16 protein-coding genes are annotated in these 19,478 nt (G+C 70.2%); 7 read left to right on the top strand and 9 right to left on the bottom strand.

Translation table 11 applies throughout. The features are described 5' to 3' along the window. Window positions 1-12: 12 nt before the first annotated feature. Window positions 13-1,515 (top strand): cardiolipin synthase, encoded by a 1,503-nt coding sequence (gene cls, locus DNK54_RS02050; RefSeq protein WP_110205271.1) that lies wholly within the window; start codon window positions 13-15, stop codon window positions 1,513-1,515. Window positions 1,516-1,581: 66 nt separating this feature from the next. Here the strand turns inward: cls and katG are convergent, their stop codons facing one another. After that, window positions 1,582-3,801, bottom strand: a complete 2,220-nt coding sequence (gene katG / locus DNK54_RS02045; RefSeq protein ID WP_110205270.1) for a catalase/peroxidase HPI — start codon at window positions 3,799-3,801, stop codon at window positions 1,582-1,584. 34 nt (window positions 3,802-3,835) lie between these two features. Beyond that, complete coding sequence (locus DNK54_RS02040) at window positions 3,836-4,249, bottom strand: Fur family transcriptional regulator (protein WP_110205774.1); 414 nt, start codon at window positions 4,247-4,249, stop codon at window positions 3,836-3,838. Between the two features lie 147 nt (window positions 4,250-4,396). On the opposite strand from DNK54_RS02040, the gene DNK54_RS02035 reads away from it, so the two are divergent. Further along, window positions 4,397-5,740, top strand: coding sequence for an MFS transporter (locus DNK54_RS02035; protein ID WP_110205269.1), 1,344 nt, complete (start codon window positions 4,397-4,399; stop codon window positions 5,738-5,740). Between the two features lie 36 nt (window positions 5,741-5,776). Continuing rightward, window positions 5,777-7,204, top strand: a complete 1,428-nt coding sequence (locus DNK54_RS02030; protein ID WP_110205268.1) for a protein adenylyltransferase SelO — start codon at window positions 5,777-5,779, stop codon at window positions 7,202-7,204. A 402-nt stretch (window positions 7,205-7,606) separates the two neighbouring features. Here DNK54_RS02030 and DNK54_RS02025 read toward each other — a convergent pair whose 3' ends face one another. The 5 genes from DNK54_RS02025 to glnA form a co-directional block, all read right to left on the bottom strand. After that, entirely contained in the window at window positions 7,607-8,401 is a 795-nt protein-coding gene (locus DNK54_RS02025) for a HoxN/HupN/NixA family nickel/cobalt transporter (protein ID WP_239459865.1), read from the bottom strand. Window positions 8,402-8,481: 80 nt separating this feature from the next. Continuing rightward, the gene (locus DNK54_RS02020) at window positions 8,482-9,210 is read right to left on the bottom strand and encodes a hypothetical protein (RefSeq protein WP_110205267.1); all 729 of its coding nucleotides are present in this window, start codon (window positions 9,208-9,210) and stop codon (window positions 8,482-8,484) included. Between the two features lie 13 nt (window positions 9,211-9,223). Next, the gene (locus DNK54_RS02015) at window positions 9,224-9,856 is read right to left on the bottom strand and encodes a SatD family protein (protein WP_110205266.1); all 633 of its coding nucleotides are present in this window, start codon (window positions 9,854-9,856) and stop codon (window positions 9,224-9,226) included. 64 nt (window positions 9,857-9,920) lie between these two features. Further along, window positions 9,921-12,896, bottom strand: a complete 2,976-nt coding sequence (locus DNK54_RS02010) for a bifunctional [glutamine synthetase] adenylyltransferase/[glutamine synthetase]-adenylyl-L-tyrosine phosphorylase (RefSeq protein WP_110205772.1) — start codon at window positions 12,894-12,896, stop codon at window positions 9,921-9,923. Window positions 12,897-12,901: 5 nt separating this feature from the next. Next, window positions 12,902-14,239, bottom strand: a complete 1,338-nt coding sequence (gene glnA, locus DNK54_RS02005) for a type I glutamate--ammonia ligase (protein ID WP_110205265.1) — start codon at window positions 14,237-14,239, stop codon at window positions 12,902-12,904. A gap of 185 nt (window positions 14,240-14,424) precedes the next feature. On the opposite strand from glnA, the gene DNK54_RS02000 reads away from it, so the two are divergent. The 4 genes from DNK54_RS02000 to DNK54_RS01985 are packed head-to-tail and all read left to right on the top strand — an operon-like array spanning window position 14,425 to window position 17,974. After that, entirely contained in the window at window positions 14,425-15,639 is a 1,215-nt protein-coding gene (locus tag DNK54_RS02000) for an SPFH domain-containing protein (protein ID WP_110205264.1), read from the top strand. 13 nt (window positions 15,640-15,652) lie between these two features. Then, window positions 15,653-16,897, top strand: coding sequence for a TFIIB-type zinc ribbon-containing protein (locus DNK54_RS21010; protein WP_162602276.1), 1,245 nt, complete (start codon window positions 15,653-15,655; stop codon window positions 16,895-16,897). After that, window positions 16,894-17,187: a hypothetical protein gene (locus tag DNK54_RS01990; RefSeq protein WP_204164382.1), complete on the top strand. Its 294-nt coding sequence runs from the start codon at window positions 16,894-16,896 to the stop codon at window positions 17,185-17,187. Before DNK54_RS21010 ends, DNK54_RS01990 begins: the two co-directional genes overlap by 4 nt. 4 nt (window positions 17,188-17,191) lie before the next feature. Beyond that, on the top strand, window positions 17,192-17,974 hold the full coding sequence (locus DNK54_RS01985) for a hypothetical protein (protein ID WP_110205263.1): 783 nt from the start codon (window positions 17,192-17,194) through the stop codon (window positions 17,972-17,974). A gap of 24 nt (window positions 17,975-17,998) precedes the next feature. Here the strand turns inward: DNK54_RS01985 and DNK54_RS01980 are convergent, their stop codons facing one another. Beyond that, window positions 17,999-18,508, bottom strand: coding sequence for a hypothetical protein (locus DNK54_RS01980; protein WP_110205262.1), 510 nt, complete (start codon window positions 18,506-18,508; stop codon window positions 17,999-18,001). Window positions 18,509-18,542: 34 nt separating this feature from the next. Next, window positions 18,543-19,445 (bottom strand): excalibur calcium-binding domain-containing protein, encoded by a 903-nt coding sequence (locus DNK54_RS21220; RefSeq protein ID WP_239459864.1) that lies wholly within the window; start codon window positions 19,443-19,445, stop codon window positions 18,543-18,545. Between the last annotated feature and the right edge of the window lie 33 nt (window positions 19,446-19,478).

Below are 19,478 nucleotides of genomic sequence, written 5' to 3'. Positions count from 1 at the left end.
CATAGTCCGACCATGTCGCTGACCTCCTGGCCCGTGCTCACTGCCCTGCTGGTGGCCATCCCGATCGTGCTGCGCGTGATCGCGCTGGGGATCGTGCCCGGCAACCGGAAGCCCTCGTCGGGGATGGCCTGGCTGCTGCTGATCATGATCCAGCCCTACGTCGGGCTCTTCGCCTTCTCCCTGTTCGGACGCACGGCGCTGGGGCGGCGCCGGCACGGCCGGCAGCAGCGCGCGGACGCCGCGATCCGGCAGGCGATGAGCGTCCCGGAGGCGGTGCCGGAGCCGGAGCCCGCCAGCAGCGTGGCGAGCACCTGGGTCGACGGAGTGGTGCGGCTCAACCAGCACCTGGGCGCGCTGCCGATGCTCGCCGGCAACCAGCTGGAGTTCCTCCCCGGCTACCGCGCCACGATCGCGGCGATGGCTCACGAGGTGGAGGCGGCCGAGTCGTGGGTGCATGTCGAGTTCTACATCACCGCATGGGACGAGGTGACCGACCCGCTCCTGGGCGCGATGGCCCGGGCCGCGGAGCGTGGCGTCGAGGTCCGCCTGCTCTTCGACCACCTCGGCTCGCGAGGACTACCCAGCTACCGCGAACTGCTCCGACGGCTCGGAGACACCCGGATCCAATGGCGGGCGATGCTGCCGATTCGCCCGCTGCAGCGGCGCTGGCGCCGGCCCGACCTGCGCAACCATCGCAAGCTCGTCGTGGTCGACGGCTTGGTCGGGTTCGCCGGCTCGCTCAATCTCACCGAGCCCGGCTACAACAAGCCGAAGAACCACCGCCTCGGCCGGGAGTGGGTGGAGCTGATGGTGCGCGTCGAGGGTCCGGCGGTCGCTGCGCTCAACGCGGTCTTCGCCGGGGACTGGTACGCCGAGACCGGCGAGATCGCCGACCTGGCTCTCCCGGGGCCGGCGCAGTCGGTCACTCCGGCGGCGACCGGATCAGCACCGGCGGGACAGGTGGTCGCCCCCGTCCAGGTGGTGCCTAGTGGCCCCGGCTACCCCGCCGAGAACAACCTGCGGATGTTCAACTCCTTGTTGTACGGCGCCCGGCGCCGGATCTCCATCACCAGCCCCTACTTCGTCCCCGACGAATCGCTGCTGAGCGCGGTCACGACCGCCGCGCAACGCGGCGTCGCCGTGGAGCTCTTCGTCAGCGAGGTCTCGGACCAGTTCATGGTCGGGCATGCCCAGGCGTCCTACTACCGGGCGCTGCTGGAGGCGGGCGTGGTCATCTACCGCTACCCCGCGCCGTACGTCCTGCATGCGAAGCACCTGACCATCGACGACGACGTCGCGGTGATCGGATCGAGCAACATGGACATGCGCTCGTTCTCCCTGAACTACGAGCTGTCGCTGATGCTGCGCGGCGTGGAGCCGGTAACCGCCCTGCGGCAGATCGAGGACGAGTACCGCCGGCTGAGCACGCCGCTCGGACCGGAGGAGTGGGCGCGGCGGCCGGCACGCCTGCGCTATGTCGACAACGTGATGCGGCTGACCGCTGCGCTGCAGTAGACGACAACGTCCCCGCCTCCCTCGCGGGAGACGGGGACGTGCCGATCAGGCGATCCGCGATGCTGCTCAGGCGTGCAGGTCGAAGCGGTCGAGCTCCATGACCTTGACCCAGGCGGCCACGAAGTCGTTGACGAACTTCTCCTTGGCGTCGTCGCTGGCGTAGACCTCGGCGAGGGCACGCAGCTCGGAGTTGGCACCGAACACCAGGTCGACACGCGAGCCCGTGAGGGTGCGGCCGTCGGCCATCTGACCCGTGTAGACCTGCTCGTCCTCGTCAGGCGTCCAGACCGTGCCGAGCTCGAGCTGGTTGACGAAGAAGTCGTTGCTGAGCACACCGACGTTGTCGGTGTGGACGCCCAGCTGCGAGCCTCCGACGTTGTTGCCCAGCACGCGCAGACCACCGATGAGGACGGTCATCTCCGGAGCGCTGAGGTTGAGGAGATTGGCCTTGTCGATCAACAGGAACTCGGCCGGCAGGCGGTGTCCCTTGGCGACATGGTTCCGGAATCCGTCGTGGGTCGGCTCCAAGGGCGCGAACGACTCGACGTCGGTCTGCTCCTGGGAGGCGTCGGTGCGCCCCGGCGTGAACGGCACGGTGACGCTGTGGCCGCCGGCCGCAGCCGCCTGCTCCACACCCACGCCACCGGCGAGCACGATCAGGTCGGCGAGCGACACCTGCCGACCGCCGGTCGCGTTGAAGTCTGCCTGGATGCCCTCGAGCACACCGAGCACCCGCGCGAGCTGGTCCGGCTGGTTGACCTCCCAGCTGCGCTGCGGCTCCAGGCGGATGCGGGCACCGTTGGCGCCGCCCCGCTTGTCGCTGCCCCGGAAGGTCGAGGCCGAGGCCCAGGCCGTCTGGACCAGCTCGGTGACGGTCAGACCGGAGGTCGCCACCCGAGCCTTGAGGTCGGCGATCTCGGCGGCGCCGATCGGCTCACCCTCCGCCTCCGGCACCGGGTCCTGCCAGATGAGCACCTCGGCCGGAACCTCGGGGCCGAGGTAGCGGGTGCGCGGGCCCATGTCGCGGTGGGTCAGCTTGAACCAGGCACGCGCGAACGCGTCGGCGAACGCCTCCGGGTCGTCCTTGAAGCGCTGGGAGATCGGCCCGTAGATCGGGTCGAAACGCAGTGCCAGGTCGGAGGTGAGCATCCGCGGCTCGCGACGGCCGTCGCCCTGGGCCTCCGGCACCATGTCCGCCCCGCCGCCGTTGATCGGTCGCCACTGCTTGGCGCCGGCCGGGGACTCCATGAGCTCCCACTCGTAGGCGTAGAGGATGTGGAAGAACTCGTTGTCCCACCGGGTCGGGTGGTAGGTCCAGGTGACCTCGAGGCCGGAGCCGACGGCGTCCAGGCCGCTGCCGGTGCCCTGCGGGTTCTTCCAACCCAGGCCCTGCTCCTCCAGCGGCGCGTTCTCCGGGTCGGGCCCGAGCAGCTCGGCGCGGCCGTTGCCGTGGGTCTTGCCGAAGGTGTGGCCGCCGGCGATGAGCGCGACGGTCTCCTCGTCGTCCATCGCCATCCGCGCGAACGTCTCGCGGATGTCGCGGGCGGAGTCGAGCGGGTCGGAGTTGCCGGCCGGGCCCTCCGGGTTGACGTAGATCAACCCCATCTGGACGGCGGCCAGCGGGTTCTCCAGGTCGCGCTCGCCCGAGTAGCGGCGGTCGTCGCCGAGCCACTCGGTCTCGGAGCCCCAGTAGATGTCCTCGTCGGGCTCCCAGACGTCCGGGCGGCCACCGGCGAAGCCGAAGGTCTCGAAGCCCATCTGCTCCAGCGCCACGTTGCCGGCGAGGATGAAGAGGTCTGCCCACGAGATCGACTGACCGTACTTCTTCTTGACCGGCCACAGCAGCCGGCGCGGACGGTCGAGGATCACGTTGTCCGGCCAGCTGTTGAGCGGCGCGAAGCGCTGCTGGCCACCACCGCCGCCGCCCCGGCCGTCGCCGATGCGGTAGGTGCCGGCGCTGTGCCAGGCCATCCGGACCATGGCCGGGCCGTAGGTGCCGAAGTCGGCGGGCCACCAGTCCTTGGAGTCGGTGAGCACGGTAGCGATGTCGGCCTTGACCGCAGCCAGGTCGAGGCTGCTGAAGGCTTCGCGATAGTCGAAGTCCTTGCCGTTGGGGTTGCCCACGTCAGGGTTCTTCGCCAGCATCCGCAGGTTGAGCCGGTTCGGCCACCACTGGGCGTTGGTGCTGCCCTGGGTCGGGTGCGAGGAGCCGTGCATGACCGGGCACTTGCCGGCGGTCTCGTCGTTCACCTCGGCCAGTACGGCGTCATCGTTCTTGTCGGGCATGGGTTCCTTCCACACAGGGTTGAGTTTGGTGAGTTCAGGAAAGTTCGTGGACCGGCTCAGCGGCGCAGTCCGGGCAGGTACCCCAGTAGATGACCTCGGCCTCGTCGATGCTGAAGCCGTGGTCGTCGTGAGCGGTCAGGCACGGAGCCTCACCGACGGCGCAGTCCACGTCGGCGATCCGGCCGCAACCGCGACAGACCACGTGGTGATGGTTGTCTCCCACCCGGGCCTCGTAGCGCGCCACCGATCCCGACGGCTGGATGCGGCGGATCAGGCCCGCCGTGGTCAGTGCGTGGAGGGAGTCGTAGACGGCCTGGTGAGAGACGCCCGGATGCCCTTCGCGCACCGCGCCGATGACCGACTCCGTGTCTGCATGCGGATGTGCGTGCACAGCGGCGAGCACCGCGACGCGAGGTCGGGTGACCCGCAGCGAGGCGGTGCGCAGCATCTGCTCGTGAACGGTGTCGGCCACGGATCCAGCATGGCAAGTTTTCTTGAATAAATCAAGAAAGGCCAGGCGGGTCGAGGATGGGCCCTCCGTCCCTGGGTACCGCGAGGCGTTGCCGCACGCCGTCGACCGACTCAGGAGGTCGTGATGTCCACCCCCACCGCACCCGCCGTACGCCGGGCGATCGCCGCCTCGGCGATCGGCAACATGACCGAGTGGCTCGACTACGGCCTCTATGCGTACGGCGTCACCTACATCTCCGCTGCGCTCTTCCCGGGCGACACCGAGCAGGCCACGCTGTTCGCCCTGGCGACCTTCGCCATCTCGTTCCTGGTGCGGCCACTGGGCGGCATGTTCTGGGGCCCGCTCGGCGACCGCGTCGGGCGCAAGGCGGTGCTCGCCGTCACCATCCTGCTGATGGCCGGCGCCACCTTGGGCGTGGGTCTCGTGCCGACCTACGACCGGATCGGGTTCTGGGCGCCGACGCTGCTGGTGGCACTCCGGCTGGTGCAGGGCTTCTCGACCGGCGGGGAGTACGGCGGTGCGGCCACCTTCATGGCCGAGTACGCACCCGACCGCCGACGCGGCTTCCTCGGCAGTTTCCTGGAGTTCGGCACCCTGACGGGCTTCTCCCTCGGCGCGCTGCTGATGCTGGGCTTCTCCCTGGCCCTCGACGACACGGCGATGCAGGCCTGGGGCTGGCGCGTGCCGTTCCTGCTGGCCGCGCCACTCGGCGTCATCGGCCTGTGGCTGCGCTCGCGGGCCGAGGACAGCCCGGTCTTCGAAGAGGCGGCCGAGGAGCGCGCGGTCGACGAGGAGCCAGCCGTCGTACGTCTGCGCGAGCTCGTCGCGGACCATGGGCGGCCGCTGCTCCTGCTCGGCGCGCTGGTGATGACGCTCAACGTCGTCAACTACACGCTGCTGAGCTACATGCCGACCTATCTGGAGGCCGAGATCGGGCTCAGCACCGACCAGTCGCTGATGGTGCCGGTGATCGGGATGCTGACGATGATGCTCTTCCTCCCGTTCGCCGGGCACCTCTCGGACCGGGTCGGGCGCAAGCCCCTGTGGTGGGTGTCGGTGACCGGGCTCTTCATCGCCGCGGTGCCGATGTTCCTGCTCATGGCGACCGGGCTGCTCGGTGCGGTGATCGGCTTCGCAGTGCTCGGACTGCTCTACGTGCCCCAGCTGGCAACCATCTCCTCGACGTTCCCGGCAATGTTCCCTACCCAGGTGCGCTTCGCCGGGTTCGCGATCGCCTACAACGTCTCGACCTCCCTCTTCGGCGGCACTGCACCAGCGCTGAACGACTGGCTGGTGGGCCTCACCGGCTCGGCCCTCGTACCGGCGTTCTACATGATGCTGGCCTGCGCGGTCGGCGCCCTCGCACTGCCGGCGGTGGTCGAGACCGCGGGCGTCTCGCTGCGCGGCACGGAGGTGCCGGGCACCCCGGAGTCGGAGCGGGAGTTGGAGAGCCTCGAGACCACATGAGACGACCCACGCGCGACCGGCTCGTAGGCTGACAGGGTGCAGCCGACCCTCGATCACGCCTTCGCCCGCGACCTTCCGGAGCTCACCGTGCCCTGGCAGGCCGAGGAGGCGCCCGAGCCGCGCCTGCTCGCACTCAACGACGCGCTGGCCCTCGACCTCGGTCTTGATACCGACTGGCTGCGCTCCCCCGCCGGAGTGCGGTTCCTGATCGGCAACGAGCTGCCCGAGGGTGCGCGACCGGTGGCCCAGGCCTACGCCGGTCATCAGTTCGGCGGCTTCTCGCCCCAGCTCGGCGACGGCCGGGCACTGCTGCTCGGCGAGCTGGAAACTCCCAGCGGCCCGGTCGACCTTCACCTCAAGGGCTCCGGCCGCACCCCTTTCGCTCGTGGTGGCGACGGGCGCGCTGTGGTCGGGCCGATGCTGCGCGAGTTTCTGATCAGTGAGGCCATGCACGCGCTCGGGGTCCGCACGACGCGCTCCCTGGCCGTGGTCGCGACCGGGCGCCTCGTCGCGCGGGAGGCCCCGGCGCCGGGCGCCGTACTCACCCGGGTGGCGAGCAGCCACCTTCGGGTCGGCAGCTTCCAGTTCGCCCGCGCCACCGCCGACACCGCGTTGCTGCGCCGACTCGCCGACCTCGCGATCACGCGCCACTACCCCGTGCTCACCGGCTCGGACCGATACCTCGACCTCTATCGCAGCGTCGTCGCGACGCAGGCCGACCTGGTGGCCCGGTGGATGGGGGTGGGTTTCGTGCACGGCGTGATGAACACCGACAACATGACGATCTCCGGCGAGACCATCGACTACGGCCCCTGCGCCTTCCTCGACGGCTACCACCCCAGCGCGGTCTTCTCCTCCATCGACCATCAGGGTCGCTACGCGTTCGGCAACCAGCCAGCCATCGCACAATGGAACCTCGCCCGTTTCGCGGAGGCGCTGCTGCCCCTCCTCGCCTCCGACGAGGAGAGCGCCATCGCGGTCGCGACCGAGGCTTTGCAGGAGTTCGCGCCGCTGCACCGTGCTGCCTGGGGCCGGGTGCTGGCAGCGAAGCTAGGGCTGGCCGATCCCGGCACGGCGCTGGAGGTCGGCGAGGGGTTGCTCGACTTGATGGCCGAGGCACGCGCAGACTTCACCCTGACCTTCAGCAATCTGATCGAGGCCGCACGCGGCAACCCCGAGCCAGTCCGTGCACTGATGCTCGACCTTCCCCGCATCGACGGATGGTTGGCCCGCTGGCGTGACCTGATGCCGGACGTCGACACGATGGCCGCCGCCAACCCGGCGCAGGTGCCGCGCAACCACCTCACCGATCACGCGCTTCGCGCTGCGGAGGCCGGCGACCTCACCGACTTCGAGGCGATCCTGGCCGCCGTCCGCTCTCCGTGGACGCCGGCCGATCCCCGATTCGCTGAGCCTCCGCCGGCGAGTTTCGCCGAGTCGTTCCAGACCTTCTGCGGCACCTGAACTTCCGGCGGAACGCCAGCCGGGCTCACCGAGCGATTCGGTCTCGCCGCTGAGGGCCACAGCGACCAGCTGAGCGGCCAGGTCAATCGGTGACTACAACCTGGTGGGGTCGTTCCAATCCTCGCCACCAAGATCAACGGCGACGAGAACGGCAGGATCACGACCGGCATCGACAGCCACCGCAAACATGAGCGCGCAGACGTATCCGAGAACCCGAGCACGACACCCTCCCCTACCCGAGCACGAGATGTGCAGGGCCGCACCATAACCGCGGCGCTGCAGGATCCTGCAGCGATTCGACAACATCTCTCGCCGGCGCATGCAAGAGAGGGCAGAAGTTGTCACGTAGGTGACAACTTCTCCCAACGCGGCCTCGTGACTACCCCAGGCCGAAACCCGTGGTCACACTTGAGTGGCGAGATTCACCCACGCCACCGCTGTCAGCACGCAGCCTGCGCCGGTCACGCCGACCGCCGCGACGAAGGGGCCGACCAGCGAGAGCCGCCGCAGCCAGGAGCGTGGCGTAGCCCAACGGAGTACGACGTCGCGTCCGGCCACCGCGAGCAGCCCGACTCCGAAGAGCACCACCGCCATCCCGACCCCGAAGACGGCGACGAGCAGGAGCGCGAACTCGCTGCGCCCACTGAAGATCCCTGTCACGAGCAGCAGGAACGCCGCCGGCGAGGGCACCAGGCCCCCGGAGATCGCCAGCAACCAGAGCCCGGGCCGCTCCGCGCCTTCGTGTCCGTGCCCATGTCCGTGCCCATGTCCGTGCCCATGCCCGTGCCCATGCCCGTGGCCGTGGCCGTGCCCGGTCCTGCGCCTGTTCCAGGCCCGCAGCATCCAGAGGCCCAGTACCACGACGACCAGCCCGGCAACCACGCTGAGCGCGCCGGTCAGCGTGGCCAGGGGCATCCAGTCCGAGACGTCGAGGAAGGTCCAGGCCATGGCGATCACGAGCGCCGAGGCGGTGTGCATGACCGCGACGCTGACGCCGAGGTAGGCGGCGTCGCGCGGCCTGCCCTGTGTGCCCACCAGGAACGCCGCGGTCAGTGTCTTGCCGTGCCCCGGTTGCACAGCGTGCGCGGCGCCCGCGAGGAATGCCACCAGGAGAGCCACCGGCGGGAAGCCGGGTGCTTCGACGAAGGCGGTCATCCGATCCGCCAAGGCACCAGGATCGAACAGCCACGGGGTCACGAGCCGGGATGCTGGCCGCCCTGTCCCAACGATTCCGTTCCCCACGGCAACTGGCAGCCGACACGCGGGTGAACACCGGCTCAGGCGATCAGCACCAGGCCTCCCAGCGCCCACAGCCAGCTGACGAAGGAACCCAGCAGGAAGTACTCGGTCAGCTCGTCGACGCCCGGGCCTTCCCTCTCACTCCGCCGCGACTGGATCTCCGGCCAGCGCAGCAGGCCCTTGGCAGCGATCACCAGTCCCGCTGCGGCGACCTCCCCTGCCAGGCCGAGGCCGACGATCAGCAGTCGCTCCATCGGGCCGAGCAGGCGACCGCCCTTCAAGGTGCGGCCCGCGTCGAGCCCCTTGGCCGGATTGACCGTGCCGGTGCCGGTCAGCACGAGTCGGACCACGACGTTGCCGGTGGACAGCTGTGCCGACAGCACCGCCAGCATCAGCAGCAGCCGGTCGGAGTCACTCCCAGCGGCGGCGAAAGGCGTCGCCTCTCGCCAGGAGTCCACGACCCCACCCACCGGCGAGGCGGCGCCCGCCGCCAGGAGCAGCCCGACGAAGACACCGCCCCACAGCAGCAGTGGCCACGCCACCCGCCCGGTGCCGAAGCCGTAGCGCACCGCGGCGTCCCACAGCACGACAAGCACAGCCAAGCCGAGCAGGACCGCCACGTCGACACCGCCGGTCAGTCCGGCCAACAGTCCGGTGGCCAGCGTGGCCGCGGCCCCGACGAACCCCGGCAGCAGCCGGACCGGCCGCACCGAATGGGCGAGATCGGCACACGCCGTGCCGATCAGCCAGACCGCCAGCCAGCTCACGCCATCTCCTCGCTCACGCGCTCTCCTCCTGCCAGGCCCGGTCGGCTGCCACGATCGCCGTCAGCCCGTCCGAGCGGATGCGTTGCGAGACCGCCGATGCCGTGATCTGCAGCGCTTCGGCGATCTCCCGCTGCGTCCTACCTGCGAGCATGCCCGACAGCACCGACACCGACCTCTCGTCGAGGCTCTGCACCGCGTGGTCGCGCAGCACCAGGGCAGCCTCGAGGGCGGGGGTGAGCATGGCCGCCCCCGGCTCCTGCGTGCGGAACGCGGTACGCCGCCAGCGGGTCGCCGGCTTCTCGGCATCGGCGTGGACCGCCTCGATGGCGGCCCGGGCGGCCCACCAGCCCGGACCGTCCTCCACCCGGGGAGCGTCCTGCAAGGTGGCGACCTCGCCCCACCCCAGCCCGTGCCGAACGTCGACGGTGGCCAGCCGGACCCGGAGAGCCAGGCTCGCTCGTACGGCATCGCCGATGCGGACGAAAGCCCCCTGGTACTCGTCGCCCACCGTGATCCGGAGCGGGTGAGCCGGGGCGAACTTCTCGTTGACCTCGCCAAGCGCGTCGACCAGGGCGCGATGGAGCGCCCGGCGATCCCCCACCTCACGAGAGGCGACCACGTCGCCGATCAACGTCGCCAGAAGCATGTCGCTCACCTCCGTTCAAAATGAAGGATATATCTTCACTTCTAAAAAAGTGAAGCCAAATGCTTCATCCCCAGAAGACCCGCTCCACAACTCCCCGGGCCAGCCGGGTCACCCGCAGGTAGTCGTTGACCATCTCGTCACTCTCCCCCGGCGCATAGCCGAGCACCGCCGCCACGCCCGCTCGCTCCCGGGCGGTGTGCGGCAGGTTGTCGGAGGGCTTGCCGCGGACCAGCGTGATCGCGTTACGGGTAGCGCTGACCGTCCTCCAGGCCAGCGTGAGAGCCTCGCGGTCCTCGTCCGCGAGCAGCCCCGCCTCGCCCGCAGCAGCCAGCGCCTTGAGCGTCCGAGGCGTCCGCAGGCCCGGCACCTGCCCGGCATGCCGCATCTGCAGCAGCTGCACCGTCCACTCGATGTCGGCCAACCCGCCCCGTCCCAGCTTCAGATGGGTGTGCGGATCGGCGCCCCGCGGCAGCCTCTCGTCGTCGACCCGGGCCTTGATCCGGCGCACCTCGCGGATGTCGTCCTCGGAGATCCCGCCCGCCGGGAACCGCAGCGGGTCGACCATCGCCATGAAGCGAGTCAACAACTCCGGGTCGCCGACGGCCGGGTAGGCACGCAGCAGTGCCTGGAACTCCCAGACCGCCGACCAGCGCGCGTAGTAGGCGGCGTACGAGTCGAGGGTGCGCACCAGCGGCCCCTGCTTGCCCTCCGGGCGCAGGTCGGCGTCCACCTCGAGCGGCGGATCGGTCGCCGGCATCGCCAGCATCCGGCGCAGCTCGTTGGCCACGGCCTGGGCGTACTGGGCAGCGGCCTGCGGGTCGGCTCCAGGCACGGGGTCGTGCACGAACATCACGTCGGCGTCGCTGCCGTAGGAGAGCTCGAGGCCCCCGTACCGACCCATCGCGATGATCGCCAGCCGGGTCGGCGCCTCGTCGAGGCCGCGGATCTCCCGGATCGCCCGCTCCGCGAGCTCCAGCGTCGCCCCCAAGGTGGCGTCGGTGAGCGCGGTCAGGCCCCGACCCACGCGGAGCACGTCGGTGGCGCCGACCAGTTCGCCGGTGGCGATGCGCAACAGCTCCCGGCGGCGTACGGCGCGGATCGCCCGGGCGGCGTCGTCGATGCACGGCTGGCGCCCGGCGGAGGCTCGCATCTCAGCGGCCAACGTCGTGCCGCCCCATGGGGTCAGGTCGTCGGCCAGCAGCCGGACGCCGTTCGGCTCACGCTCGAGAAGGTCGGTCGCGTAGCGGGAGGTGGCCAGTACCCGGGCCAGCCGCTCCGCCACCTCACCCTCGTCGCGCAGCAGCCTCAGGTACCAGTGCGTGCGGCCCAGGCTCTCGCTGATCCGGCGGAAGCCCCAGAGACCGGCGTCGGGATCGGGCGCATCGGCGAACCATTCCAGCATCACCGGCAGCAGCGAACGCTGGATCGCCGCCGTCCGGGAGACACCCGCGGTCATCGCCTCCAGGTGACGCAGCGCTGCTGCCGGGTCGGCGTACCCGAGGGCGGCCAGCCAGTCGGTCGCGCGCTCCGGAGAGAGCCGCGCCTCCGGGCCGGGGATCCGGGCCACGGCCGAGAGCAGCGGCCGGTAGAAGAGCTTCTCGTGCAGCCGGCGGACCTCCCGGCGATGGTGCCGCCACTGCTTCTCCAGGCCGGCGATCGGGTCCTTCAGGTGACCCAGCGACCGACCCAGGCGGCGCAGCGACGCGTCGTCGTCGGGGACGACGTGGGTCCGGCGCAGATCGAAGAGCTGGATCCGATGCTCCAGCGAGCGCAGGAAGCAATAGGCGTCGTGCAGGGTGCGACCGTCGTCGCGACCGACGTATCCGGCCTGCGTCAGGTCGTGCAGCGCACTGAGTGTGGTCGGCGCCCGGACCTCCGCGTCGGTGCGGCCGTGCACGAGCTGCAGCAGCTGCACCGCGAACTCGACGTCGCGCAGCCCGCCGGAGCCGAGCTTCAGCTGCCGGGACGCCTCCGCTGCCGGCAGGTGCTCCAGCACCCGGCGACGCATCGCCTGCACATCCGCGACGAAGCCGTCGCGCGACGCAGCCGCCCAGACGAAGGGGGCCACCATCGCCACATACTCGGCGCCGAGCGCTCGATCGCCGGCCACGGGACGCGCCTTCAGCAACGCCTGGAACTCCCAGGTCTTGGCCCACCGCTCGTAGTAGCCCTCGTGGGAGGCGAGGGTACGCACCAGCGGTCCCGCCTTGCCCTCGGGACGGAGCGCCGCGTCGACGGGCCAGATCGTGCCTGCCGCGGTGTGCTCCGAGCAGACCTGCATCAGGTTGGCCGCCAGCTGGGTGGCGGCGCGCAGGGCTCGCGTCTCGTCGGTGCCCTCTGCTGGCTCGAAGACGAAGACCACATCGACGTCGCTGACGTAGTTGAGCTCGTGGCCGCCGCACTTGCCCATCGCGATCACCGCCAGACGGGCGGAGCCGGCGGTCTCCTCACCCACCCGCGCCCGCGCCACCGCCAGCGCTGCCTCAAGGGTGCCGGCCGCGAGATCGGAGAGCTCCGCCGCGACGTCGTCCACACCGACGGCGTGCGCCAGATCGCGAGCGACCAGGCGCAGGAGCAGCCTGCGGTACTCGACGCGCAGGGCGTCCACGGCCGCCGTATCCGGGATGCTTGCGATGGGCTCCCTGGCCTGTGGATCCGCGCCGACCGCGCGGACCAGGCACTCACGCATGAAGTACGCCGGCGCACGCGTGCTCGCCAACGTGTCGTCGTCGAGCTCGCGCCACTGCTCGGGATGCCGCAGCAGATGCTCGCTCAGGGCCCGGCTGCCGCCGAGCACCTGCAGCAGCCGACGTGCGGTCTGCCGGTCCTCCACGATCCTGGTGCGCAGCGTCTCGGGGTCGTCGACCGCCTCGAGCAGGTCGACCAGCCCCCGTAGCGCGAGATCGGGATCCGGCGTCTCCGCCAACGGCTCCTGCAGCTCGACGGCTGCCTCGCCGAGGAGGGCGAGCCGGTCCCGGGCGTCGTCCAGCTCCTGGAAGCCCAGCCGTAGCAGGGTCGCCCGTCCAGCGGGCCGCGGCACCGGGCTCACAACACCGGCAGCATCCGGGACCGTTCGAACGCCGAGACCTGGACCCGGTACTCGTCCCACTCGGCTCGCTTGTTGCGCAGGAAGTACTCGTAGACGTGCTCACCGAGCACCTCGGGAAGCAGCTCGGAGCTCTCCGCGACCCGGATCGCCTCGTAGAGCGTCTTCGGCAGCGGCTCGATACCGAGGCTCTGCCGCTCTCGCTCGTTGAGCGACCACACGTCGTCCTCGGCCTCGCGGGGCAGCTCATAGCCCTCCTCGATGCCCTTCATGCCGGCACCGAGGATCGCCGCGAACGCCAGATAGGGGTTGCAGGCAGGGTCGATGGTGCGCAGCTCGATCCGGGTCGACTGGCCCTTGTTGGGCTTGTACATCGGCACCCGCACCATGGCGGAGCGGTTGTTGTGACCCCAGCAGATGTACGACGGTGCCTCGCCGCCGCCCAGCAGACGCTTGTAGGAGTTCACCCACTGGTTGGTGAGAGCGGTGATCTCGCTGGCGTGGGTGAGGACCCCGGCGATGAACTGCCGCCCGGTCTGGGAGAGCTGGTACTCGGCCCCCGCCTCGAAGAAGGCGTTCCGATCGCCTTCGAAGAGGGAGACGTGGGTGTGCATACCCGAGCCTGGGTGCTCGGTGAACGGCTTGGGCATGAAGGTCGCCCAGATGCCCTGGCTCAGGGCCACCTCCCGCACCACGGTCCGGAAGGTCATGATGTTGTCGGCGGTGCTCAGCGCGTCGGCGTAGCGCAGGTCGATCTCCTGCTGGCCGGGGCCGCCCTCGTGGTGGCTGAACTCGACCGAGATCCCCATCGCCTCGAGCATGGTGATCGCTTCACGGCGGAAGTCGGAGCCGTAGGACTGGGCGGTGTGGTCGAAGTATCCGCTGCGGTCGACCGGCACCGGCTCGGCCGTGGAGTTCGGCGTGTCCTTGAAGAGGTAGAACTCGATCTCGGGATGGGTGTAGAAGGTGAAGCCCTTCTCCGCCGCTGCGCTCAGGGTGCGCTTGAGGACGTAGCGAGGGTCGGCGTACGAAGGGCTGCCGTCGGGCATCACGATGTCGCAGAACATGCGGGCGGTCGACGGCCCCTCACCCCGCCACGGAAGGATCTGGAACGTCGTCGGGTCGGGCATCGCCAACATGTCGGACTCGTAGACCCGGGCGAAGCCCTCGATGGCGGAGCCGTCGAAGCCGATCCCCTCCGAGAACGCTCCCTCCAGCTCGGCCGGCGCCACCGCCACCGACTTCAAGAAGCCCTGGACGTCGGTGAACCACAGCCGCACGAACCGGACGTCGCGCTCCTCGAGCGCACGCAGTACGAAGTCCTCCTGCTTACCCATGCCCCCACTATGCCGCATCCATGTTTCGACGAGGTGAACCCTGCGGCCACGCCGAACGCGCGCAGCCCTCGGGGCTGCGGCGACTTCTTGAGGAATTCGCGCGCTCTGTCGGGTTTCCCAGCCTCCTTCGGTCTCCGCCGCTAGGCTGGCCCGCGAACTTGTTCAGGCGCGAAGCGGAGGACTCGATGGGACTCATTCAGGCGGCGATCGGAGCCCTGGGCGGCACCCTGGCCGACCAGTGGAAGGACTTCTACACGGTCCCGGAGGGCCTCGCCCCCACGGCCGCGCTGTTCTCGGCGGTGCCGCGCGGGACCAACGCAGGCCGCGGCTCCAACACCAAGGCCTCCGACGGTGTGATCACCAACGGCAGCAAGATCCTGGTGCCGGAGGGCTACGGGCTGGTGCTGATGCAGGACGGCGCCATCACCGGCTTCGCCGCCGAGGCGGGTGCCTATGAGTGGAACTCCGACGCACAGGACTCCCAGTCGATCTTCGCCGGCAACGGCATCGTGAGCCCGCTGATCAAGACCTCGTGGGAGCGCTACAAGTTCGGCGGCCGTCCCAGCACGCAGCAGCGCGGCTACTTCGTCAGCCTGAAGGAGCTGCCCAACAACCGCTTCGGCACTCAGTCGGAGATCTACTGGGACGACGCCTACATGAACGCCCAGGTCGGCGCCGTCACCCGCGGCACCTACACGCTGAGCATCATCGACCCGATCCTCTTCATCAAGGCGTTCGTGCCGGCGACCTACCTGGAGCCGGGCAAGGTCTTCGACTTCACCGATGTCGAGAACGACGCCGCCACCCAGCTCTTCAACGAGGTGGTCGGGTCGCTCGCCCCCGCCTTCTCGATGTACACCAACGACCCCTCCAAGGGGAACCGGATCACCAAGATCCAGCAGGACTCGGTCGGATTCGCGCAGAGCCTCTCGGCCGCCGTCGAGCAGAACTACAAGTGGAGCTCCGGGCGCGGCCTGGAGATCCGCTCCACCGCGATCATCTCCATCGAGTACGACGAGGCGACCCGCGAGCTGCTGCGCAACGTCCAGCGCGCAGACGCCCTCTCCGGGGCGCGCGGCAACTCCAACCTTCAGGCCTCCGTCGCCGCCGGCTTCGAAGCAGCCGGCCAGAACGCAGGCCCCGGCGGAATCATGGGCATGGGCATGGCCGCCAGCACCACCGGCATCGGCGGTCTCCAGCAGCCGGTGCCCGGCGTTGGTGCCCAGTCGACCCCCGCCCAGCAGCCACCCGCCGCTGCTCCGGCCGAGGCAGCCGCTCCCGCGGCGCCAGCCGCCGACGATCCGATGGCCGTGCTGACCAAGGCGAAGCAGATGCTCGACGCCGGGTTGATCACGCAGGAGGACTACGACGCGGCGAAGGCCAAGGCGCTGGGCCTCTAGCCCCGACACGACGATGAGCGAGACCTCACCTCCCCCGCCCGAGGCCACCCCGCAGGCGGGCCCGCCCCCGGTCGATCCTGCCGTCGACGTCGTCGCCGATCCGGTGATCGCGACCGGGAACGAGCGGCTCTCCGACGGCGTCAACCGCTGTCCGAAGTGTGGCTCGACCGAGATCCAGCTCCGGGTCTCGACCGGCATGCTGATCTGCCTCTTCTGCCGTCACGAGTGGTCCGAAGCACAGATCGATCCCATCGTGACCGGTGAGGTCGCCATCGGCGACCTGCAGGGCACCACCATCGCCTCCGGTGCCGGCGACATCGACGCCGACGCCGGGATGCTGACGATGAAGTGCTCGGGATGCGGGGCCGAGGTCGTGGTCAACACCGCGGAGGCGACCTCCTCCCGATGCCACTGGTGCCGCCACGTGCTCGCCGTCAACCAGCAGGTGCCGAACGGGGCCGTCCCCGACGCCGTACTGCCCTTCAAGATCACCCGCGACCAGGCCGTGGAGCACGTGCGTGCCTTCGCCGGGAAGCGGAGGATGTTCGCGCACCGGGGCTTCCTCAAGGAGTTCACGCCCGAGAACGTGGTCGGCGTCTACCTGCCCTACATGGTGGTCGACGGCAACGTGAGCGCCGACGTGCACGGACACGGCGAGGTCCAGACGCGCCGCTACACGCGCGGCACCGGTGACAACAAGGAGACCGTCTACGACGCGGACATCTACCGGGTCGACCGTCACGTCGACTTCACGGTCGACGATCTGACCCTGGAGTCCTCCTCGGAGCGCGCCAACATGAACGCGTTCGTCAACACCAACAACGTGATCAACACGATCCTGCCGTTCGACACCGAGAACGCGGTGCAGTGGAACGCCAACTACCTGGTCGGCTACACCTCCGAGCGCCGCGACCAGGACGTCTCCGCGATGCAGCCGGTGCTGGAGCACCAACTGCTCTCCATCGGCCGCTCCGAGGTCAGGGCGTCGATCAAGGGCTACGACCGCGGCGTCCGCTGGGAGGCCGAGCGACTCGCCGTGCACGGCACCCGGTGGGTCTCCATGTATCTCCCGGTGTGGCTCTACTCCTACTACGAGCAAGGCGACAAGCCGATGGTCCACTACATCGCCGTCAACGGCCGGACCGGCGAGACGATGGGCAGCGTGGCGGTCTCGCACGCGCGCCTGCTCGCTGCCGCGCTGACGGCCGGCACGGCCCTCGAGGCGGTCGCGATCGCCATCCTGGCGGCGACCTCATGAGCATCCTCGTGCAGGCGATCACCATCGCCGCGGAATCCTCCTCGGAGTCCGACTCGTCGTGGGCTCTGCTGCTGCTCGGCCCGGCCGGTGCGGCCGGCGTCTACTGGGGGCTGTTCCGCTACTACCGCAACACCGACAAGTCGCACAGCTTCGAGAAGGAGACCCGGATCGAGTCGCGGCCGGTGACAGGTCAGGACGTCAAGGTGGACGAGGTCCGAGGCACCAAGCGCACCCGGATCAAGGGCGACAACTCCGGCAACCATCGGCAGCGGGTGCAACGCCTAAACTAGGCGCGTGCCGACCTCACCCGACCCCGCCCCGGGCGCCGGCGCGTTCGAGCAACGGCTGGAGCGCTGGACCCGGGAGTCCGAGGCACTGCGCGCCGGCTCCGATGCGGCGCTCGACCCCGAGGAGGCAGCCCTCCTGCGTTATCGGCGCTCGACCACCGGCGCGACACCGCTGCCCCACCCGCTGATCTCCCCCGAGCGGTACGACGACCTCACCCGGCAGCAGCGCCGCGCCGCACTGCTGATGGCGGTACTGCTGCTGCTCGCGCCGGTACTCGTCGTCCTCGGCCTGGTGGTCGATCCGACGGCGCTGCAGGCCGCGATCCTCGTCCTGCTGGCGCCCACGCTGGTCGGCGCCGCAGGGGCGGGCCGGCGGATCGTCGTGCTCGGGAGGCGACGCCAGGTGACCCTGCGCGGTGGACTGGCGGACGCCTGGCGTGACTGGATGGCTGCGCGCGCGGAGGTGGAGGCGATCGACCACGCTGCGCAGGCGCGAGCGGCGCTCGGTGCCAACGAGCCGCGTATGGAGTCGCTGATCCTGGCCCTGGCCGAGGTCGGAACCCGTCCGGGCCAGGAGACCGACGTGCACACCGCCTCCCGCGAGTGGATCTACCGCAGTGCGGCCAAGGCGGTAGCGCTGGCGGCTGCCGAGCGGCAGGTGGAGGCAGCGAGCGTTCGCGAACTCGAGAGCACCACCTTGCAGCTGGCCCCCTCCGGCGACGCGGACGCGCTCGACCACGCGCTCCGCGCGGCCCGTGAGCTCAGCCTCGACGAGCACGACGAGAAGTAGCCGGCCGACGCGGCTACCTGGCGCTCACGGGCGCAGCGCACGACGAGCCAGCAGCCGATGAGCGTCCGCGATCCGCTGACGCTGCAGCACGGCCTGGTCCCGATAGCGCTCCAGCACGGCCCGGTCGAGCTCCTCGTGGTCGTCGGCAACGGCAAGCAACGCGTCCCATCCAGCGAGCTTGCCGGAGAGCGCGATCCGCATCGTCTCCAGGTCGGTCAGATCCGTGACCACGGTCCGCCCGCCGAGGCTCCCGTGTGGCTTGAGTCGACTCGCCTTCTCTCCCAGCGAGGCGACGGTGGAGAGCACCACGTTCTCCCCCGGACCCAACCGATCAGCGAGGTGCTGCAGATAGTCCCGCTCCTCGACCAGCTGTTCCCCGATCTCTCGCACGACGTCACCGATCTCCGGATCCTGCTGACGGCGGCCACTGTGTGCAAAGAGCCGGACGCCGGCGTTCGAGCCGGCCAGATGGGTCCGCACATAGCGCGCCAGCGCATCGCGGTCACGACCGAAGAGCGACGAGAGGAGAGGCATGGCCCTCGGTACCCAGCCGGTGACGTACCAGCGCCTATTCGCAGCCGATCCCGTCCCCGTCCCGGTCCAGGTGGGAGCCGTAGCCGGGATCTCCCCGCCGCACCGGGGCCGCACCCGCCGCGCGAGCCGCGGTGCAGTTCTCGAAGTAGACGTGGAGCGCAGCCTGGCGTTCTTCCTGCAGGCGCGCCTCCCGCTCGCGCTCCAGCCGTGCCTGCTCGCGTGCGCGTGCGCGCTCTTCACGCAGGCGCGGCTTCCGTGCCCGCTCCTGGGCCTGGCGGATCGCCACCCGTCGCGCCTCCACCTGCTCCGCGTGCAGTTCCGTCGTCTCCGGGCAGAGTCCGGTCAGCACGACCTCGACCGCGGCGATGGTCTGGTCCTGCGTCGCACCCGCCGCCGCGCCGCCCAGCGCCCGCGCGAAGCGCGCTGTGCGTACCTTGAGCGGCTTGCCTTGTGCAGCGAGACCGCACGCACCCACCACGTCGGCGACGTGCTCACGAACAACGGAGCGGCGGGCACCCAACGTGGTCGCGAGCGACCCGATGATCGCCTTCTCGTCGGACTCCAGGGCCGCTCGCCAGACCTCCTCCGGGGTCGGCTCCGGCTCCGGCGTCTCGGCGGGAGCCGGCGCGGGCGCTTCAGCCGGCGCCCGTGTCTCCGGGGCGACCACGCCGCGTGCCGGCGCGTCCTCCGCCGAGTCGAGCAGCGCCCCGCAGGAGCCGACCGTCAATACCGCGACGAGGCCCGTCACCACCTTGTGTCGCCGGATCCATGCCATGACGGGCGAGTGCGACCGGGGCCGTTGGGCTGCGGGCAGGGGCGCAGCGAAGCCCGGCATGGGAGCTGCGGCACGACGGTCCGGCGTCCAGACATGACCGTCCCAGTAGCCCTCTTCGTTCGTTCCGGGGATCCGGTACCACCCGGGAGGCGGCGTACTCATGCCCGGACCCTACGAAAGATCCGCTCCGGCGTT

Source organism: Nocardioides daejeonensis (assembly GCF_003194585.1).
GTDB classification, from domain to species: Bacteria; Actinomycetota; Actinomycetes; order Propionibacteriales; family Nocardioidaceae; genus Nocardioides; species Nocardioides daejeonensis.
Note: the sequence above shows the minus strand (reverse complement) of the source record. Positions and strands in the feature narration are given on the sequence as shown.

Bases quoted from the DNA above. Each gene is read 5' to 3' on its own strand.
- DNK54_RS01990 (WP_204164382.1), top strand. From the start codon at position 16,894: ATGAGCATCCTCGTGCAGGCGATCACCATCGCCGCGGAATCCTCCTCG.
- DNK54_RS21010 (WP_162602276.1), top strand. From the start codon at position 15,653: ATGAGCGAGACCTCACCTCCCCCGCCCGAGGCCACCCCGCAGGCGGGC.
- DNK54_RS02015 (WP_110205266.1), bottom strand. From the start codon at position 9,856: ATGCTTCTGGCGACGTTGATCGGCGACGTGGTCGCCTCTCGTGAGGTG.
- katG (WP_110205270.1), bottom strand. From the start codon at position 3,801: ATGCCCGACAAGAACGATGACGCCGTACTGGCCGAGGTGAACGACGAG.
- DNK54_RS01980 (WP_110205262.1), bottom strand. From the start codon at position 18,508: ATGCCTCTCCTCTCGTCGCTCTTCGGTCGTGACCGCGATGCGCTGGCG.
- cls (WP_110205271.1), top strand. From the start codon at position 13: ATGTCGCTGACCTCCTGGCCCGTGCTCACTGCCCTGCTGGTGGCCATC.
- DNK54_RS21220 (WP_239459864.1), bottom strand. From the start codon at position 19,445: ATGAGTACGCCGCCTCCCGGGTGGTACCGGATCCCCGGAACGAACGAA.
- DNK54_RS02000 (WP_110205264.1), top strand. From the start codon at position 14,425: ATGGGACTCATTCAGGCGGCGATCGGAGCCCTGGGCGGCACCCTGGCC.
- DNK54_RS02035 (WP_110205269.1), top strand. From the start codon at position 4,397: ATGTCCACCCCCACCGCACCCGCCGTACGCCGGGCGATCGCCGCCTCG.
- DNK54_RS02040 (WP_110205774.1), bottom strand. From the start codon at position 4,249: ATGCTGCGCACCGCCTCGCTGCGGGTCACCCGACCTCGCGTCGCGGTG.
- glnA (WP_110205265.1), bottom strand. From the start codon at position 14,239: ATGGGTAAGCAGGAGGACTTCGTACTGCGTGCGCTCGAGGAGCGCGAC.